This is a genomic window from Kitasatospora sp. NPDC101183 (assembly GCF_044767945.1).
Taxonomy (GTDB): Bacteria; Actinomycetota; Actinomycetes; order Streptomycetales; family Streptomycetaceae; genus Kitasatospora.
On the sequence record NZ_JBIWOW010000034.1, the window covers coordinates 62,510 to 76,084 of the forward strand.

Sequence of the window (13,575 nt, forward strand, 5' to 3'; positions counted from 1 at the left end):
GGCCCGTCCCGCGCCGGCCCGCGGGCAGCGCGGGTCCGAGGGGGTTGTCACGAGGATGAAGATGACCGAGCAGCAGCGCACCGCACGGCCGGCCGGCCGGCGGCCGACGCACCTGCGTCCGGCGGCCGGGGCCGCCCTGCTCGTCGCCGCGCTGGCCGCGGGCGCCGCCGGGTGCTCGGGCGGCACCGCGAACGGCTCCTCCGACCAGCGGTCGAGCGCCCCCGACAAGCTGGCCGCCGATCCGTTGGCGGCGGTGCGCGGCGCGGCCGACATCACCGGCCGCACGGGTTCGGCGCACACCGCCTCGGAGCTGGTCACGGAGTCCGCGGAGAAGAAGGCCTCGTTCAGCGGGACGGGCGGCTACGACTACGTGAAGCGGATCGGCCGGCTGGAGGTGCAGGTGCCGCCGGGCGCCGCGACCACCGGGAAGATCGTCGAGGTGGTCCTGCCGGGCACGGTCTACCTGCAGAACAGCGGCGCCAAGGTGCCCGAGGGCAAGTGGGTGAAGCTGGACGTTCGCCAGCTGCCGGACGGCAACCTGGTGAGCAGCGGGGCCACCGACCCCGCCTCGGCGGCGGGGGCGCTGCGCGGGGCGCAGAAGGCGGAGGCCGTGGGCACGGAGACGGTGGACGGGGTCTCCCTGCACCACTACCGCGGCACCCTGGACCTCGTGAAGGCGGCCGACGCGACCGGCGGCCGCGGCGGGGACGGCCTGCGGATGGGGGCGCAGACCTTCACCGTGAAGGAGGTCCCCTACGACGCGTGGCTGGACGACCAGGGGCGGCTGCACAAGGTGGTCGAGGTGTTCACCTTCGCCGGGGTGGCCGGGTCGAAGGAGGCCAAGGACCAGGTGAAGGTGACGTCGACGACCTCGCTGAGCGACTTCGGCAAGCCGGTGGACGCGGCCGAGCCCCCGGCCTCGGACATCTTCCAGATGAAGCCCTCGGAGAGCCCGAAGTAGGCCGCCCCGGTGCGGGTGGCCGTGCGGGGAGCGGCGGCCACCCGTTTCGGCGGCGCACAGATGGCCCGTCCGTGCCATGTGGACGGGCCCCGGAGTGCCTAGGCTGGACGTCGGGTGGCTGCCGCCCGGGCTGGCGAGGCGCTGAAGGGGTGGTGCAGGTGGTGTCGTCCACGGGTGACCGCAACGGCGGCCACGACGACGCGGCCCTCGACGAGATCGAGCTGGCCGGCGAGCTGATGATCGCCGCGACGGCCAGCCCCGGCGACCGGCTGCCGACGGAGCGGATCGACGAGGTGCTGCTCAACGGGGCGGTGCCCTGGCCGGAGCCGCCCGGGCCCGGGGCCGATGCTCCCCCGGGCCGGCCGGCGGCCTGAGTCAGCTGCGCAGCAGCCGGCTGATCGCGGCCGTGGCCTCGGCGACCTTGGCCTCCAGTTCCGCGCCGCCCTCCTCGGCGGCGGCGGCCACGCAGTGCCGCAGGTGCTCCTCCAGCAGGGAGAGGGCGAAGGACTGCAGCGCCTTGGTGCCGGCCGAGACCTGGGTGAGCACGTCGATGCAGTAGACGTCCTCGTCGACCATGCGCTGGAGGCCGCGGATCTGGCCCTCGATCCGGCGCAGCCGCTTGAGGTGGGCGTCCTTCTGCGCGCTGTAGCCGTGCGGGCCGTGGTGCCCGCTGCCGGCGGCGGGGGCCTGGCCGGCGTGCGGGTCGGCCCCGTGCGCGTGGTCCGGCTCGGTGCGCGCTTGCGTCGTGGTCATCGGCCCGCCTTCGTCATGAGTGCCTGGTGGCTGCGTCGGCCTCCAGTGTCCAACACCGGGGCGGCCCGTGGTGTTCCGTCGGCGGACGCGGCACGTGCCGGGGCCGCGGCGCGGTTGCGCCGTATGAGCGGCGCCCCCGTCTTCCGGGCCGACGACGGGGACAATCCGCACGAGGTTCCGTCAGAATTGGGCTCCCGTCCGCACACGGGAGTGCGGCCCCGAGCAGCCGGTGCGGCGGCCGTACGGAAGAGGAGGTTCCGGCTCCTGCCCCACCACCCCGTTTGCGCGATCGCGCTTGGTTGCACCTAGCATCGTTCAGTCCCTACCCCGCACATCGGAGATTTCCGTGCGTTTTAGCCTGACCCCGAAGGAGACGAGCTTCTACGACATGTTCGCCGCGGCCGCGGAGAACCTCGTCGTCGGATCGAAGCTCCTCCTGGAACTGCTGGGATCAGACGTGTCGGCCCGCGCGGAGATCGTCGAGCGCATGCGCGCCGCCGAGCACGCCGGGGACGACACCACCCATGCGGTGTTCCACCAGCTGAACTCCTCCTTCATCACGCCGTTCGACCGCGAGGACATCTACAGCCTGGCCTCGTCGCTGGACGACATCATGGACTTCATGGAGGAGGCCGTCGACCTGGTCGTCCTCTACGACATCCAGACCCTGCCGAAGGGCGTCGAGCAGCAGATCGAGGTGCTCGCGCGGGCGGCCGAGCTCACGGCCGAGGCGATGCCGAACCTGCGCAGCATGTCGAACCTCACCGAGTACTGGATCGAGGTCAACCGGCTGGAGAACCAGGCCGACCAGATCCACCGCAAGCTGCTCGCCCACCTGTTCTCGGGCCAGTACGACGCCATCGAGGTCCTCAAGCTCAAGCAGGTCGTGGACGTCCTTGAGGAGGCGGCGGACGCGTTCGAGCACGTCGCCAACACGGTGGAGACCATCGCCGTCAAGGAGTCCTGACCCCCGTGGACATGGCAGCACTCATCGCCGTCATCGGCGTTGCGTTCTTCTTCACCTACACCAACGGCTTCCACGACTCGGCGAACGCGATCGCCACCTCGGTCTCCACCCGGGCGCTCACGCCCAGGGCCGCGCTCGCGATGGCCGCCGTGATGAACCTGGCGGGCGCCTTCCTGGGCAGCGGGGTGGCGCACACCGTCTCCAAGGGGATCATCGAGACCCCGACCGGCAACCGGGGGATGGCGATCCTGTTCGCCGCCCTGGTCGGCGCGATCGCCTGGAACCTGGTCACCTGGTACTTCGGCCTCCCGTCCTCCTCCTCGCACGCGCTGTTCGGCGGCATGGTGGGCGCGGCGATGGCCGGCGGGATCGACGTGATCTGGAGCGGGGTCCTCGACAAGATCGTCATCCCGATGATCGTCTCGCCGGTGGTCGGCCTGATCGGCGGCTACCTGGTGATGCTGGCGATCCTGTGGATCTTCCGCCGGGCCAACCCGCACCGCGCCAAGCGCAACTTCCGGGTCGCCCAGACCGCCTCGGCCGCCGCGATGGCGCTGGCCCACGGTCTGCAGGACGCGCAGAAGACCATGGGCATCGTGGTCATGGCGCTCACCATCTCGGGCCACCAGAGCACCGGGGACATCCCCGTCTGGGTGAAGATCTCCTGCGCGACGATGCTCTCGCTCGGCACCTACGCGGGCGGTTGGCGGATCATGCGGACCCTCGGCCGCAAGATCATCGAGCTGGACCCGCCGCAGGGCTTCGCCGCCGAGGCCACCGCCTCGACGGTCATGTACATCACCTCGTTCGTCTTCAAGGCCCCGATCTCCACCACCCACGTGATCACCGCCGCGATCATGGGCGCGGGCGCCACCAAGCGCATCCGCGCGGTGCGCTGGGGCGTCGCCAAGAACATCGTCCTCGGCTGGTTCATCACCATGCCGGCGGCCGCGCTGGTCGCGGCGCTGATGTACTGGTTCGTCCACCTCTTCTGGGGCTGACGCGCCGAGGGAAACGAGCAGAGGGAAACGACAGGGCCCGCCCCCACATCTCGGGGGCGGGCCCTTCTCGTGCTCCCCGGCGGCACCGCCATGCAGCACCGTGGAGCAGTCCGTGTCCCGGCCTAGCCGAAGCGGCCGGAGATGTAGTCCTCGGTCGCCTGGACGGAGGGGTTGGAGAAGATCCGCTGGGTGTCGTCCAGCTCGATCAGCTTGCCGGGCTGGCCGACGCCCGACAGGTTGAAGAAGGCGGTGCGGTCGCTGACACGGGCCGCCTGCTGCATGTTGTGGGTCACGATGACGATCGTGAACTGCGACTTCAGCTCGCCGATCAGGTCCTCGATGGCGAGGGTGGAGATCGGGTCGAGCGCCGAGCAGGGCTCGTCCATCAGGAGGACCTGGGGCTCGACCGCGATGGCGCGGGCGATGCACAGGCGCTGCTGCTGACCGCCGGAGAGGCCGGCACCGGGCTTGTTCAGCCGGGTGTGGACCTCCTTCCAGAGGTTGGCGCCCTTGAGCGAGCGCTCCACGACCTCGTCGAGGACGGCCTTCTTCCTGACGCCCGACAGGCGCAGGCCGGCGATCACGTTGTCGTAGATCGACATGGTCGGGAACGGGTTCGGGCGCTGGAAGACCATGCCGACCGCGCGGCGCACGGCCACCGGGTCGACGTTGGCGCCGTAGAGGTTCTCGTCGTCCAGGAGGACCTTGCCCTCGACCCGGGCGTTGGGGATCACCTCGTGCATCCGGTTCAGGGTGCGCAGGAAGGTGGACTTGCCGCAGCCGGACGGGCCGATGAAGGCGGTCACCGAGCGGGGTTCGATGCTCATCGAGATGTCCTCGATGGCCTTGGTGGAGCCGTAGAAGGCCGACAGTCCGCTGACGTCGATGCGCTTGGCCATGATCGTTGCTTCTCTCGTCTGTCTCGTACGTCAGTCGGTCGCTCAGTGTCCGCCCTTGGGCGAGCGCCAGCGTGCGATGCCCCGGGCGATGAGGTTGAGCCCCATCACGAAGGCGATCAGCACCAGCGCGGCGCCCCAGGCGCGGGCGTAGCCGAAGTCGTTGTTGACCTGGGAGTACTGCATCCAGATGTACATCGGCAGGGACTGCTGGGGTCCGTCGAACGGGTTGCTGTTGATGACGTCGGCGCCGAACACCAGCATCATCACCGGGGCGGTCTCACCCGTGATGCGGGCGACCGCGAGCATGACGCCCGTGGTGATGCCGCCGATCGCGGTGGGCAGGACGATCCGCAGGATGGTCTTCCAGCGCGGCACGCCGAGGGCGTACGAGGCCTCGCGCAGCTCGTTCGGGACGAGCTTGAGCATCTCCTCGGTGGAGCGGACCACGACCGGCATCATCAGGATCGCCAGCGCGAGGCTGCCCGAGAAGCCCGAGTAGCCGAAGCCGAGCGCGATGTTCCAGAGCGAGAGGATGAACAGGCCGGCGACGATGGACGGGATGCCCGTCATGACGTCGACGAAGAAGGTGACGGCCTTGGCGAGCGTGCCGCGGCCGTACTCGACCAGGTAGACGGCGGTCAGCAGGCCGATCGGGGCGGCCATCGCGGTGGCCAGGCCGACCTGCTGCAGGGTGCCGAGCAGCGCGTGGTAGATGCCGCCGCCGGGGCCCGACTGCAGCACGCCCTTCATGGAGTGGCTCAGGAAGTTCCCGTTCACCACGCCGATGCCCTGCTGGACGGTGTAGACGGTCAGCGCGACCAGCGGCACGACGGCCAGGATGAACGCGACCCAGACGATCGAGGTGGCGAACCGGTCCTTGGCCTGGCGGCGGCCCTCGACCTGGACGGCGAGCCCGTAGCTGATGCCCAGGAACAGGAGGGCCGAGATCAGGCCCCACTGGAGGTGGCTCTCCAGGCCGGCGACCGCGCCGATCCCGCAGCCGAGGGCGATCGACCCCCCGGCCACGGCGGCCGGGGCCCACTTGGGGAGTCGGTTGGCGCTCAGGGACTTGCCGAGAGGACGGGCGTCCTCGACGACGGCGGTGACGGTCATGCGTTGGCCCCCGAGTACTCCTTGCGGCGGGCGATGATCAGTCGCGCGGCACCGTTCACCAGCAGGGTGATCACGAACAGGACGAGGCCGGAGGCCATCAGCGCGTTGCGGCCGTTGTCGCCGGCCTCGGAGAACTTGAGCGCGATGTTCTGGGCGAAGGTGCCGCCGCCGGCGTCCAGGATGTGCAGCGACAGGACGCTGCTGGAGGAGAGCACCACCGCGACGGCGATGGTCTCGCCGAGCGCGCGGCCGAGGCCGAGCATCGAGGCCGAGATGATGCCGGGGCGGCCGAAGGGCAGCACCGCGGTGCGGATCATCTCCCAGCGGGTCGCGCCGAGCGCGAGCGCCGCCTCCTCGTGCATCCGCGGGACCTGGCGGAACACCTCGCGGGTGACCGCGGTGATGATCGGCAGGACCATGATGGCCAGCAGGATGCCGACCGTGAACAGGTTGCGCGGGGTGCCGGTCCGGGTCTGGTCGAAGATGTACGTCCAGCCGAGGTACTCGTTGAGCCAGCTGGTCAGGCCGTCCATGTGCGGCACGAGGAACAGCGCGCCCCAGAGGCCGTAGACGATGCTGGGCACCGCGGCGAGCAGGTCGACCAGGTAGGCGAACGGCTGGGCGATGCGGCGCGGCGCGTAGTGCGAGATGAACAGCGCGATCCCGATGGCCACCGGCACCGCGATCGCCATCGCGATCGTCGCGCTGACCAGGGTGCCGACCGTCAGGACGGCGATGCCGAAGACGGGCTTCGGGGCGTCGGGGAGCCACTCGAAGGTGGTGAGGAAGTTGCCCTCGTTGTTGGTCAGCGCGAGGACCGAGCGCCAGGTCAGGAACGCGGCGATGGCGCCCATGACGACCAGGAGGAAGATGCCCGAGCCCCGGGCGAGGTTCATGAAGATCGCGTCGCCGAGCCGGCTGTCGCGCGGTCGGCGTTCCCTGCCTCGCGGGGCGGCAGGGGAGGATGAAGTCATTGGTCTACTCCGGTCTGGTGGTGCCGCCCCGGGAAGGGGGCCGGCACCATGGCGGCGGTGCCCCGGACGTTGGTGCGTTGTCGGCGCGATCCGGTGGGGCGGCCCCGGCCCCCCTCGCTACGGGGCCGTCCCACCGGTGGTTCCGTCAGATCAGGCGAGCGTCGGGATGATGCCGTTGACCTTGTCCGTCAGCTCCTTGGGGAGCGGGACGTAGCCCTTCTCACCGGCGGCCTTCTGGCCGGCGTCGCTGGCGGTGTAGGTCAGGAAGGACTTCAGGGTGTCGAGGGTCTCGGCCTTGTTGCCCTTGTCGCAGACGATCTCGTAGGTGACCAGGACGAGCGGGTAGGAGCCCTCGTCCTTGGTCGCGTAGTCGAGCTTCAGCGCCAGGTCGCTGCCGGTGCCGGCGATCTTCGCCTTGGCGAAGGTGTTGGCGGCGTTGGCGGCGGTGGCCTCGACCGGCTTGGAGGCGCCGGTGGCGATGGCGGCGCTCTTCAGGTTGTTCGTCTGGGCGTAGGCCAGCTCGACGTAGCTGATCGAGTTCTTGACCTGCTTGACCTGGGCCGCGACACCGGCGCTGCCGGTGGCCGACTGGCCGTTCTTGCCCGCCCAGGCCTTGGAGGCCGGGTAGGACCAGGCGCCGTTGCTCGCGGCGGCGAAGTACTTGGTCAGGTTCTCGGTGGTGCCCGAGTCCTCGGACCGGTGGAAGGTCTGGATCTCCGCGTCCGGCAGCTTGGCGCTCGGGTTCAGCGCGACGATCGCCGGGTCGTTCCACTTGGTGATCTGGGTGTCGAAGATCTTCGCGGCGGTCGGGCCGTCGAGGATCAGGCTGTCCACGCCGTCGACGTTGAAGACCAGGGAGACGAGCCCGCCCGCCATCGGCAGGTCGATGCCCTGGCCACCGGTGCAGACCGCCTTGCTCGCGTCGACCTCGGCCGGCTTGAGGGCCGAGTCGGAACCGGCGAAGGTGACCTTGCCCTGGGTGAACTGCTGGATGCCCGCGCCGGAGCCGGGGGCCTGGTAGTTCACGGTGCTGCCGGAGCAGGCGGCGGCGAAGTTCGTCTTCCAGACGTCGACCGCGGTGGCCTGGGCGCTGGAACCGGCGCCGAGCAGGTTGCCGGCCTTGCCACACTTGATCGTGGAGCCACCCGCGGCGGCCGAGGTGGAACCGGACGTACCGCTGTTGCTGTTGTCGTCAGAGCCGCAGGCAGCGAGCGACAGCGAGCTGACAAGCGCCATGGCACCGATGGCGAGGGCCTTGGAGCGGCCGTTCCGCTGGAGCTTCACAGGGGTGTCCCTTTCTGTGGCATTGCCCGTCGCGCAGATCGTGCGGTGCACGGAGGAGCGCGGGTTTTGCTGTGGTCCGGGGCCCGTTCGGCCCGTCGGTAATCCCGAAACTAGGCCGGGTAAGTGACACGACAGCCGGTCGCAAGTGAACGGAGAGTGAACCTCGGAGGGATGACAGGAAACTACGTCAGGTAGTAACGGTTGCGTCACGGCAAGGCCGCAGGCAGATCACTTCCACCGTTCCTTCACCGGGACGTCTCCGTTCGACCGCACCGGCCTCGCGCCCAGCATCACCAGCAGGGCGTCGATCAGCAACCGGTCGCGGTCGTGCGTCAGCCGGGCCCTGGCCTTCCCGGCCGGCAGCCACTCCAGGAGGTCCACCTCCCGGTTGGGCCGGAACGCCCCCGAGGCCGGCACCGCCGCCCAGTAGCGGACCTCCTTCGGACGGCCCTGTGCCATGTAGTGCTGGGTCGGCAGCTCCTCGCCGAGGCGGCAGTGGAAGCCGGTCTCCTCCCACACCTCGCGCAGCGCCGCCTCGACCACGCCCTCGCCCGGGTCGAGCTTGCCCTTGGGAAGGCTCCAGTCGTCGTACTTCGGACGGTGGATCACCGCGATCCGGGGCCGCCCCAGCCGGCCGTCCTTCTTCGGGGGGCCGGGCAGCCACAGCACCGCGCCCGCCGCCAGCACCACCCGGCCGCGACCGGGCGGCCCGGCCTCGGTGACGTCCGCCGGACGCCGCGTCGCCCCGGCCCCGCGCACCTCAGGCCGTCCGCGGGGCGGGGGCGTGCCCCCAGCCCTCGGCCGGGGGGATCTCCAGCCAGCCGTCCAGGCCCGGCGGGAGCTCGGGCCAGCGGCGGCCGAACGCGTACCGCGCCGCCTCCACCTCCAGCCGCTGGTCGGCGTGCACCACGCCCAGCACGTACGCCGTCGCCGGGGTGATCCGCGGCGTGCGCGCCGCCGTCGCCGCCGTCACCGCCGCGTCCGCGGCCTCCTGGTGGTGGCCCAGCACCGCGTCCAGCTCGTCCAGCTCGCCGGACGGGCGGGCGCACACCTCCAGCGCGTACCGGGCCCGCTTGACCAGGATGCGCAACCGCGCCCAGGGCGCGTCGTCGGCCGCCAGGGCCGTGTCCGCGTCCGTCGCGCCGCGCGCCTGCGGCACCGGGGCCAGCCGGCGCAGCCCGTCCCCGCCGTACGGCGTCGCCGCCCGCTGCAGGGGCAGCTGCTGCGCGCTCGCGGCCAGCGCGGTGAAGGCGGCGGCCGCCTGCGGCAGCAGCACCGCCGAGGCCCGGCCGCCGGCCGACTCCAGCAGCGGCGCCTCGCCGACCAGCAGCGTCATCCGGTCCGCCAGCGCGTGCAGCCGGGCCGAGCGGAGGTCCTGGAGGACGGTCGAGTGCGCCCGCGTCCGGGCCAGGGTCAGCTGCCGGTCCAGCAGGGCCCGCGCCTTGGGGGCGCCGGCGTGCCCGGCGAGCATGCCGGTGCCGTCCGGGTCCGTGCCGCTCAGCGAGTCCAGGGCGCCGAGCAGCCGCGCCGAGCGGCGCACGTACCCCGGCTCGAGCGCCAGCAGGTTCAGCAGCCAGCGCAGCTCGGTGCGCGTCTCCTGCGCCCAGGCCTGCTCGAAGACGGAGCCGAAGGTGTGCAGCAGCCCGCCGACCCTCCGGACGGCCCTCAGCAGGTCGGCGGTGCCGGCCGCCGGGACGACCGAGGCCGAGCCCGGTCTGGCCCCGACCTCGCCGACCGCCAGCGGCAGGGCGCGCAGGAACGCCCCGGCCTGGGAGGTGAGCCGGAGGGAAAGGATGTCCCCGGCGGTCGCTGTGGAGGCAGCCTGGGCCGTCATCGGCGCATCGGTCATGGCGTGGTGAATCCCCGTTCCCCCGGGGCCCTTCCCCGAGGCTGGTGGCCGACCGCCGGAAGGAGTCCCCTTCCTCCCGGCGGCTTCGCATCCGTGGACGCGTCAGCGCGAGGTGGCGGCCCGGCGGCGCTGACGCGAATCGATCAGCAGGTCCTGGACGTGCCGCAGCGGCTTGCCCTCGGTGTCCTGCGAGTGGCGGGTCCACGCGCCGTCCGGCCCCAGGTGCCAGGACTCGGTCTCCTCCGACATCCCGAGGTCGATCAGCCCGGACAGCTCGGCGCGGTGCGCCGGGTCGGTGATCCGCAGCAGCGCCTCGATCCGGCGGTCCAGGTTGCGGTGCATCATGTCGGCGCTGCCGATCCACACCTCCGGATCGCCGTTGTTGCCGAACACGAAGATCCGCGAGTGCTCCAGGAAGCGGCCCAGGATGCTGCGCACCCTGATGTTCTCGCTCAGCCCCGGCACGCCCGGGCGGATCGCGCAGATCCCGCGGACCCAGACGTCCACCGGCACCCCGGCCTGCGAGGCCCGGTAGAGCGCGTCGATCACGGCCTCGTCGACGATCGAGTTGACCTTGAGCTTCACGTAGGCCGGGCGGCCCGCGTGGTGGTGGGCGATCTCGTTGTGGATGCGGGAGAGCAGGCCGTCGCGCAGGCCGCGCGGGGCGGTCAGCAGACGGCGGTAGGACTCGCGGCGGGAGTAGCCGGAGAGCCGGTTGAAGAGGTCCGAGAGGTCCGCACCGACCTGCGGGTCGGAGGTCAGCAGGCCGATGTCCTCGTACAGCCGGGCCGTCTTCGGGTGGTAGTTGCCGGTGCCGACGTGCGAGTAGCGTCGCAGGGTGTCGCCCTCCTGGCGGACCACCAGCGACAGCTTGCAGTGCGTCTTCAGCCCGACCAGGCCGTAGACGACGTGGCAGCCGGCCTCCTCCAGCTTGCGGGCCCACTTGATGTTGGCCTGCTCGTCGAAGCGCGCCTTGATCTCGACCAGGACGAGCACCTGCTTGCCGGACTCGGCCGCGTCGATCAGCGCGTCGACGATCGGCGAGTCGCCCGAGGTGCGGTACAGGGTCTGCTTGATCGCCAGCACGTCCGGGTCGGCGGCGGCCTGCTCCAGGAAGGCCTGCACCGAGGTGGAGAAGCTGTCGTACGGGTGGTGCAGCAGGACGTCGCGCTCGCGCATCGCGACGAAGATGTCGGGCTGGGAGGCCGACTCGACGTCGGTCAGCCCGCGCGCCGTGCCGGCCACGAACTTCGGGTACCTGAGCTCCGGGCGGTCCTGGTCGGCGATGCCGAACAGCCCGGTGAGGTCCAGCGGCCCCGGCAGGGGGAAGACCTCCGCCTCGGTGATGTTCAGCTCCCGCACCAGCAGGTCCAGGATGTAGGGGTCGATCGACTCCTCGACCTCCAGCCGGACGGGCGGGCCGAAGCGCCGCCGCATCAGCTCCTTCTCGAGGGCCTTGAGGATGTTCTCGGTGTCGTCCTCCTCCACCTCCAGGTCCTCGTTGCGCGTGACGCGGAAGGCGTGGTGGGCCAGCACCTCCATCCCCGGGAAGAGCTCCTCCAGGTGAGCGCCCATCACGTCCTCGAGCGGGACGTACCGCTGGGGCGAGGCCTCCAGGAAGCGGGCGAGCGACTGAGGGACCTTCACCCTGGCGAAGTGCTTGTGCCCGGACACCGGGTTGCGCACGACGACGGCCAGGTTGAGGGAGAGCCCCGATATGTACGGGAAGGGGTGCGCCGGGTCGACGGCCAGCGGGGTCAGCACCGGGAAGATCTTCTGCCGGAACAGGGTGTGCAGCCGGGCCTGCTCCTTCTCGGCCAGCTCCGGCCAGCGGACCAGCTCGATGCCCTCGGCGGCGAGGTCCGGCAGCACCTCCTGCTGGAAGGCGGCGGCGTGGCGGGCCATCAGCTCGCGCGAGCGCGTCCAGATCTGGTCCAGCACCTCGCGGGGCTGGAGGCCGGACGCGCTGCGCTGGGCGACGCCCGTCGCGATGCGGCGCTTGAGGCCGGCCACCCGGACCATGAAGAACTCGTCCAGGTTGCTCGCGAAGATCGCGAGGAACTTGGCCCGCTCCAGCAGCGGGATCTCCGGGTCCTCGGCGAGTTCCAGGACGCGCTCGTTGAAGGCGAGCCAACTGCGCTCGCGATCGAGGAAACGCCCTTGGGGCAACGGCTCGTACGCCTGCTCGTCCGTGGCCGGCAGCTCCGGCGGGACGCCCAGCGCACTGGACATCCTGGCGGGCGGCGACAGCGGGGCAGAGACGGGGCGGGGGATGCTCATCGGTTCCAGCTCCTCCAGCAGCAGGACGTCGTCCGGACGCGTGTGGCTCTGCGGGCCGTCGTCCTCGCCCCGGGCGGTTCCCGGGACCAGCGCCCACCCGCCGGGCGCGGTACGTACAGGACCGGCCGAGGAATCGCGGTCGACTCTGCACGAGCGAGACACTACGGACTTCATCCTGTGATCTTCGCGGCAGCAATTGAATCCACGGTAAACACCGCATGGCCAGGAGGAAAGCTGAGTCGGTCGGGGCAAGGGGTGTCGTGGCCTTCCGTGGCCCGTTCGACACCGTCCGACCCCTTGCCCTCGACCGACGGATGCTGTCGGCCCCCGCTTCGGCCAGGTGCCGTCAGGCCGTGCGGTCCGTGTGATCCGTGCGACCGGCCTCGTACCGGGCGCGGTACATGAGGTCGACCTCGTGGACGGTGAAGCCCAGTCGCTCGTACACCCGGACGGCGGCCGGGTTGTCGGCGTCGACGTAGAGGAGGACGGTCTCCAGACCGCGTTCTCCCTCCCCCGAGCCGGTGAGGTGACGCAGGCCGGCGGCCGTCAGCGCGCGGCCGAGGCCGCTGCCCTGCTCGGCCGGGTCCACGCCGACGACGTACACCTCGCCCAGCGCGGGCTCGGCGGCGGTGGCCGGGTGCACCTTCGTCCAGTGGTAGCCGACGACCTTGCCCTCCCGGGTGGCGAGGAAGAAGCCGGCCGGGTCGAACCACGGCTCGGCGAGCCGGTCGGCCAGGTCCTGCTCCGTCCAGGAACCCTGCTCGGGGTGGTGGGCGAAGGCCAGGGCGTTCAGCCGCAGCCACTCCGCGTCGTCCTCCCCCGGGCGGAAGGTCCGCAGCTCGATGCCGGCGGGGGCGGGCACCTCCTCGGTCTGCGGGCCCGTGCGGCGCATCTGCCGCAGCTCCCGGACCAGCTCGGCGCCGTACGCCTGCGCCAGGTGCCGGGCAGCCGGGTGGCCGCCGTGCACCCAGAAGTCGACGGCGTCCCGGCCCTCGCGGTGGGCCTGGTCGAGCACCGCGTCCACGAGGGGGCGGGCGAGGCCGCGACCACGGGCGGCCGGGTCGACCACCAACTCGGCGGCCGGGTTGGCGGTCGCGGCCTCCGGGACCTCCAGCTGGCCGTAGCCGAGGACGGTCCCGCCCTCGCTCTGCAGGAGGTGGGTGACACCCTGGCGACCCGCCTCGGCGCTCCGCAGCCGGAGCCGCCCCTGCTCGGACACGGCGGCGCGGCCGTCGACCGCCTGGGCCTCCTCCAGAACCCGGAGGGCGCCGTCGCGCTCGTCGGGGCCGAGCACGTTGTTCGCGGTGACCGCTGTCTGATCGTCCATGCACCGACGATACGTCGAGGTGCCGGGGGAAATGCGAAAAGCCCCTGATCCGAATGGATCAGGGGCTTTTCAGAATAATTGTTCGGCGGCGTCCTACTCTCCCACAGGGTCCCCCCTGCAGTACCATCGGCGCTATGAGGCTTAGCTTCCGGGTTCGGAATGTAACC

At 71.3% G+C, this 13,575-nt stretch carries 13 protein-coding genes and 1 rRNA gene; 4 read left to right on the forward strand and 10 right to left on the reverse strand.

The features are described 5' to 3' along the window. Positions 1-61 precede the first annotated feature (61 nt). Together ACIRRS_RS33945 and ACIRRS_RS33950 are read left to right on the forward strand one after the other, a co-directional pair. The gene (locus tag ACIRRS_RS33945) at positions 62-961 is read left to right on the forward strand and encodes a hypothetical protein (RefSeq protein WP_402979317.1); all 900 of its coding nucleotides are present in this window, start codon (positions 62-64) and stop codon (positions 959-961) included. A 158-nt stretch (positions 962-1,119) separates the two neighbouring features. Further along, on the forward strand, positions 1,120-1,335 hold the full coding sequence (locus tag ACIRRS_RS33950; RefSeq protein ID WP_402979320.1) for a hypothetical protein: 216 nt from the start codon (positions 1,120-1,122) through the stop codon (positions 1,333-1,335). Between the two features lies 1 nt (position 1,336). Here ACIRRS_RS33950 and ACIRRS_RS33955 read toward each other — a convergent pair whose 3' ends face one another. Beyond that, on the reverse strand, positions 1,337-1,714 hold the full coding sequence (locus tag ACIRRS_RS33955) for a metal-sensitive transcriptional regulator (RefSeq protein WP_402979323.1): 378 nt from the start codon (positions 1,712-1,714) through the stop codon (positions 1,337-1,339). 346 nt (positions 1,715-2,060) lie between these two features. On the opposite strand from ACIRRS_RS33955, the gene ACIRRS_RS33960 reads away from it, so the two are divergent. Both ACIRRS_RS33960 and ACIRRS_RS33965 read left to right on the forward strand, forming a co-directional pair. Next, positions 2,061-2,681, forward strand: a complete 621-nt coding sequence (locus ACIRRS_RS33960; RefSeq protein ID WP_359914173.1) for a DUF47 family protein — start codon at positions 2,061-2,063, stop codon at positions 2,679-2,681. A gap of 5 nt (positions 2,682-2,686) precedes the next feature. Continuing rightward, on the forward strand, positions 2,687-3,682 hold the full coding sequence (locus tag ACIRRS_RS33965; RefSeq protein WP_402979326.1) for an anion permease: 996 nt from the start codon (positions 2,687-2,689) through the stop codon (positions 3,680-3,682). Between the two features lie 122 nt (positions 3,683-3,804). Here ACIRRS_RS33965 and pstB read toward each other — a convergent pair whose 3' ends face one another. The 9 genes from pstB to rrf form a co-directional block, all read right to left on the reverse strand. Next, positions 3,805-4,581 carry a phosphate ABC transporter ATP-binding protein PstB gene (gene pstB, locus ACIRRS_RS33970; RefSeq protein ID WP_402979329.1) on the reverse strand — a complete coding sequence of 259 codons (777 nt, stop codon included), beginning with the start codon at positions 4,579-4,581 and terminating at the stop codon, positions 3,805-3,807. Between the two features lie 42 nt (positions 4,582-4,623). Continuing rightward, positions 4,624-5,694, reverse strand: coding sequence for a phosphate ABC transporter permease PstA (gene pstA / locus ACIRRS_RS33975; RefSeq protein ID WP_402979332.1), 1,071 nt, complete (start codon positions 5,692-5,694; stop codon positions 4,624-4,626). Further along, entirely contained in the window at positions 5,691-6,668 is a 978-nt protein-coding gene (gene pstC, locus ACIRRS_RS33980; protein WP_402979335.1) for a phosphate ABC transporter permease subunit PstC, read from the reverse strand. The genes pstA and pstC overlap by 4 nt, the downstream gene beginning before the upstream one ends. A gap of 150 nt (positions 6,669-6,818) precedes the next feature. Beyond that, positions 6,819-7,952, reverse strand: coding sequence for a phosphate ABC transporter substrate-binding protein PstS (pstS, locus tag ACIRRS_RS33985; RefSeq protein WP_402979338.1), 1,134 nt, complete (start codon positions 7,950-7,952; stop codon positions 6,819-6,821). 228 nt (positions 7,953-8,180) lie between these two features. Then, complete coding sequence (locus ACIRRS_RS33990; protein ID WP_402979351.1) at positions 8,181-8,642, reverse strand: NUDIX hydrolase; 462 nt, start codon at positions 8,640-8,642, stop codon at positions 8,181-8,183. 70 nt (positions 8,643-8,712) lie between these two features. After that, the gene (locus tag ACIRRS_RS33995; protein WP_402979341.1) at positions 8,713-9,801 is read right to left on the reverse strand and encodes a CHAD domain-containing protein; all 1,089 of its coding nucleotides are present in this window, start codon (positions 9,799-9,801) and stop codon (positions 8,713-8,715) included. A gap of 102 nt (positions 9,802-9,903) precedes the next feature. Beyond that, positions 9,904-12,081: an RNA degradosome polyphosphate kinase gene (locus ACIRRS_RS34000; RefSeq protein ID WP_402979344.1), complete on the reverse strand. Its 2,178-nt coding sequence runs from the start codon at positions 12,079-12,081 to the stop codon at positions 9,904-9,906. A 346-nt stretch (positions 12,082-12,427) separates the two neighbouring features. After that, entirely contained in the window at positions 12,428-13,408 is a 981-nt protein-coding gene (mshD, locus tag ACIRRS_RS34005; RefSeq protein WP_402979346.1) for a mycothiol synthase, read from the reverse strand. 80 nt (positions 13,409-13,488) lie between these two features. Beyond that, positions 13,489-13,575: ribosomal RNA gene (rrf, locus tag ACIRRS_RS34010) — 5S ribosomal RNA — on the reverse strand; the annotation flags it as partial.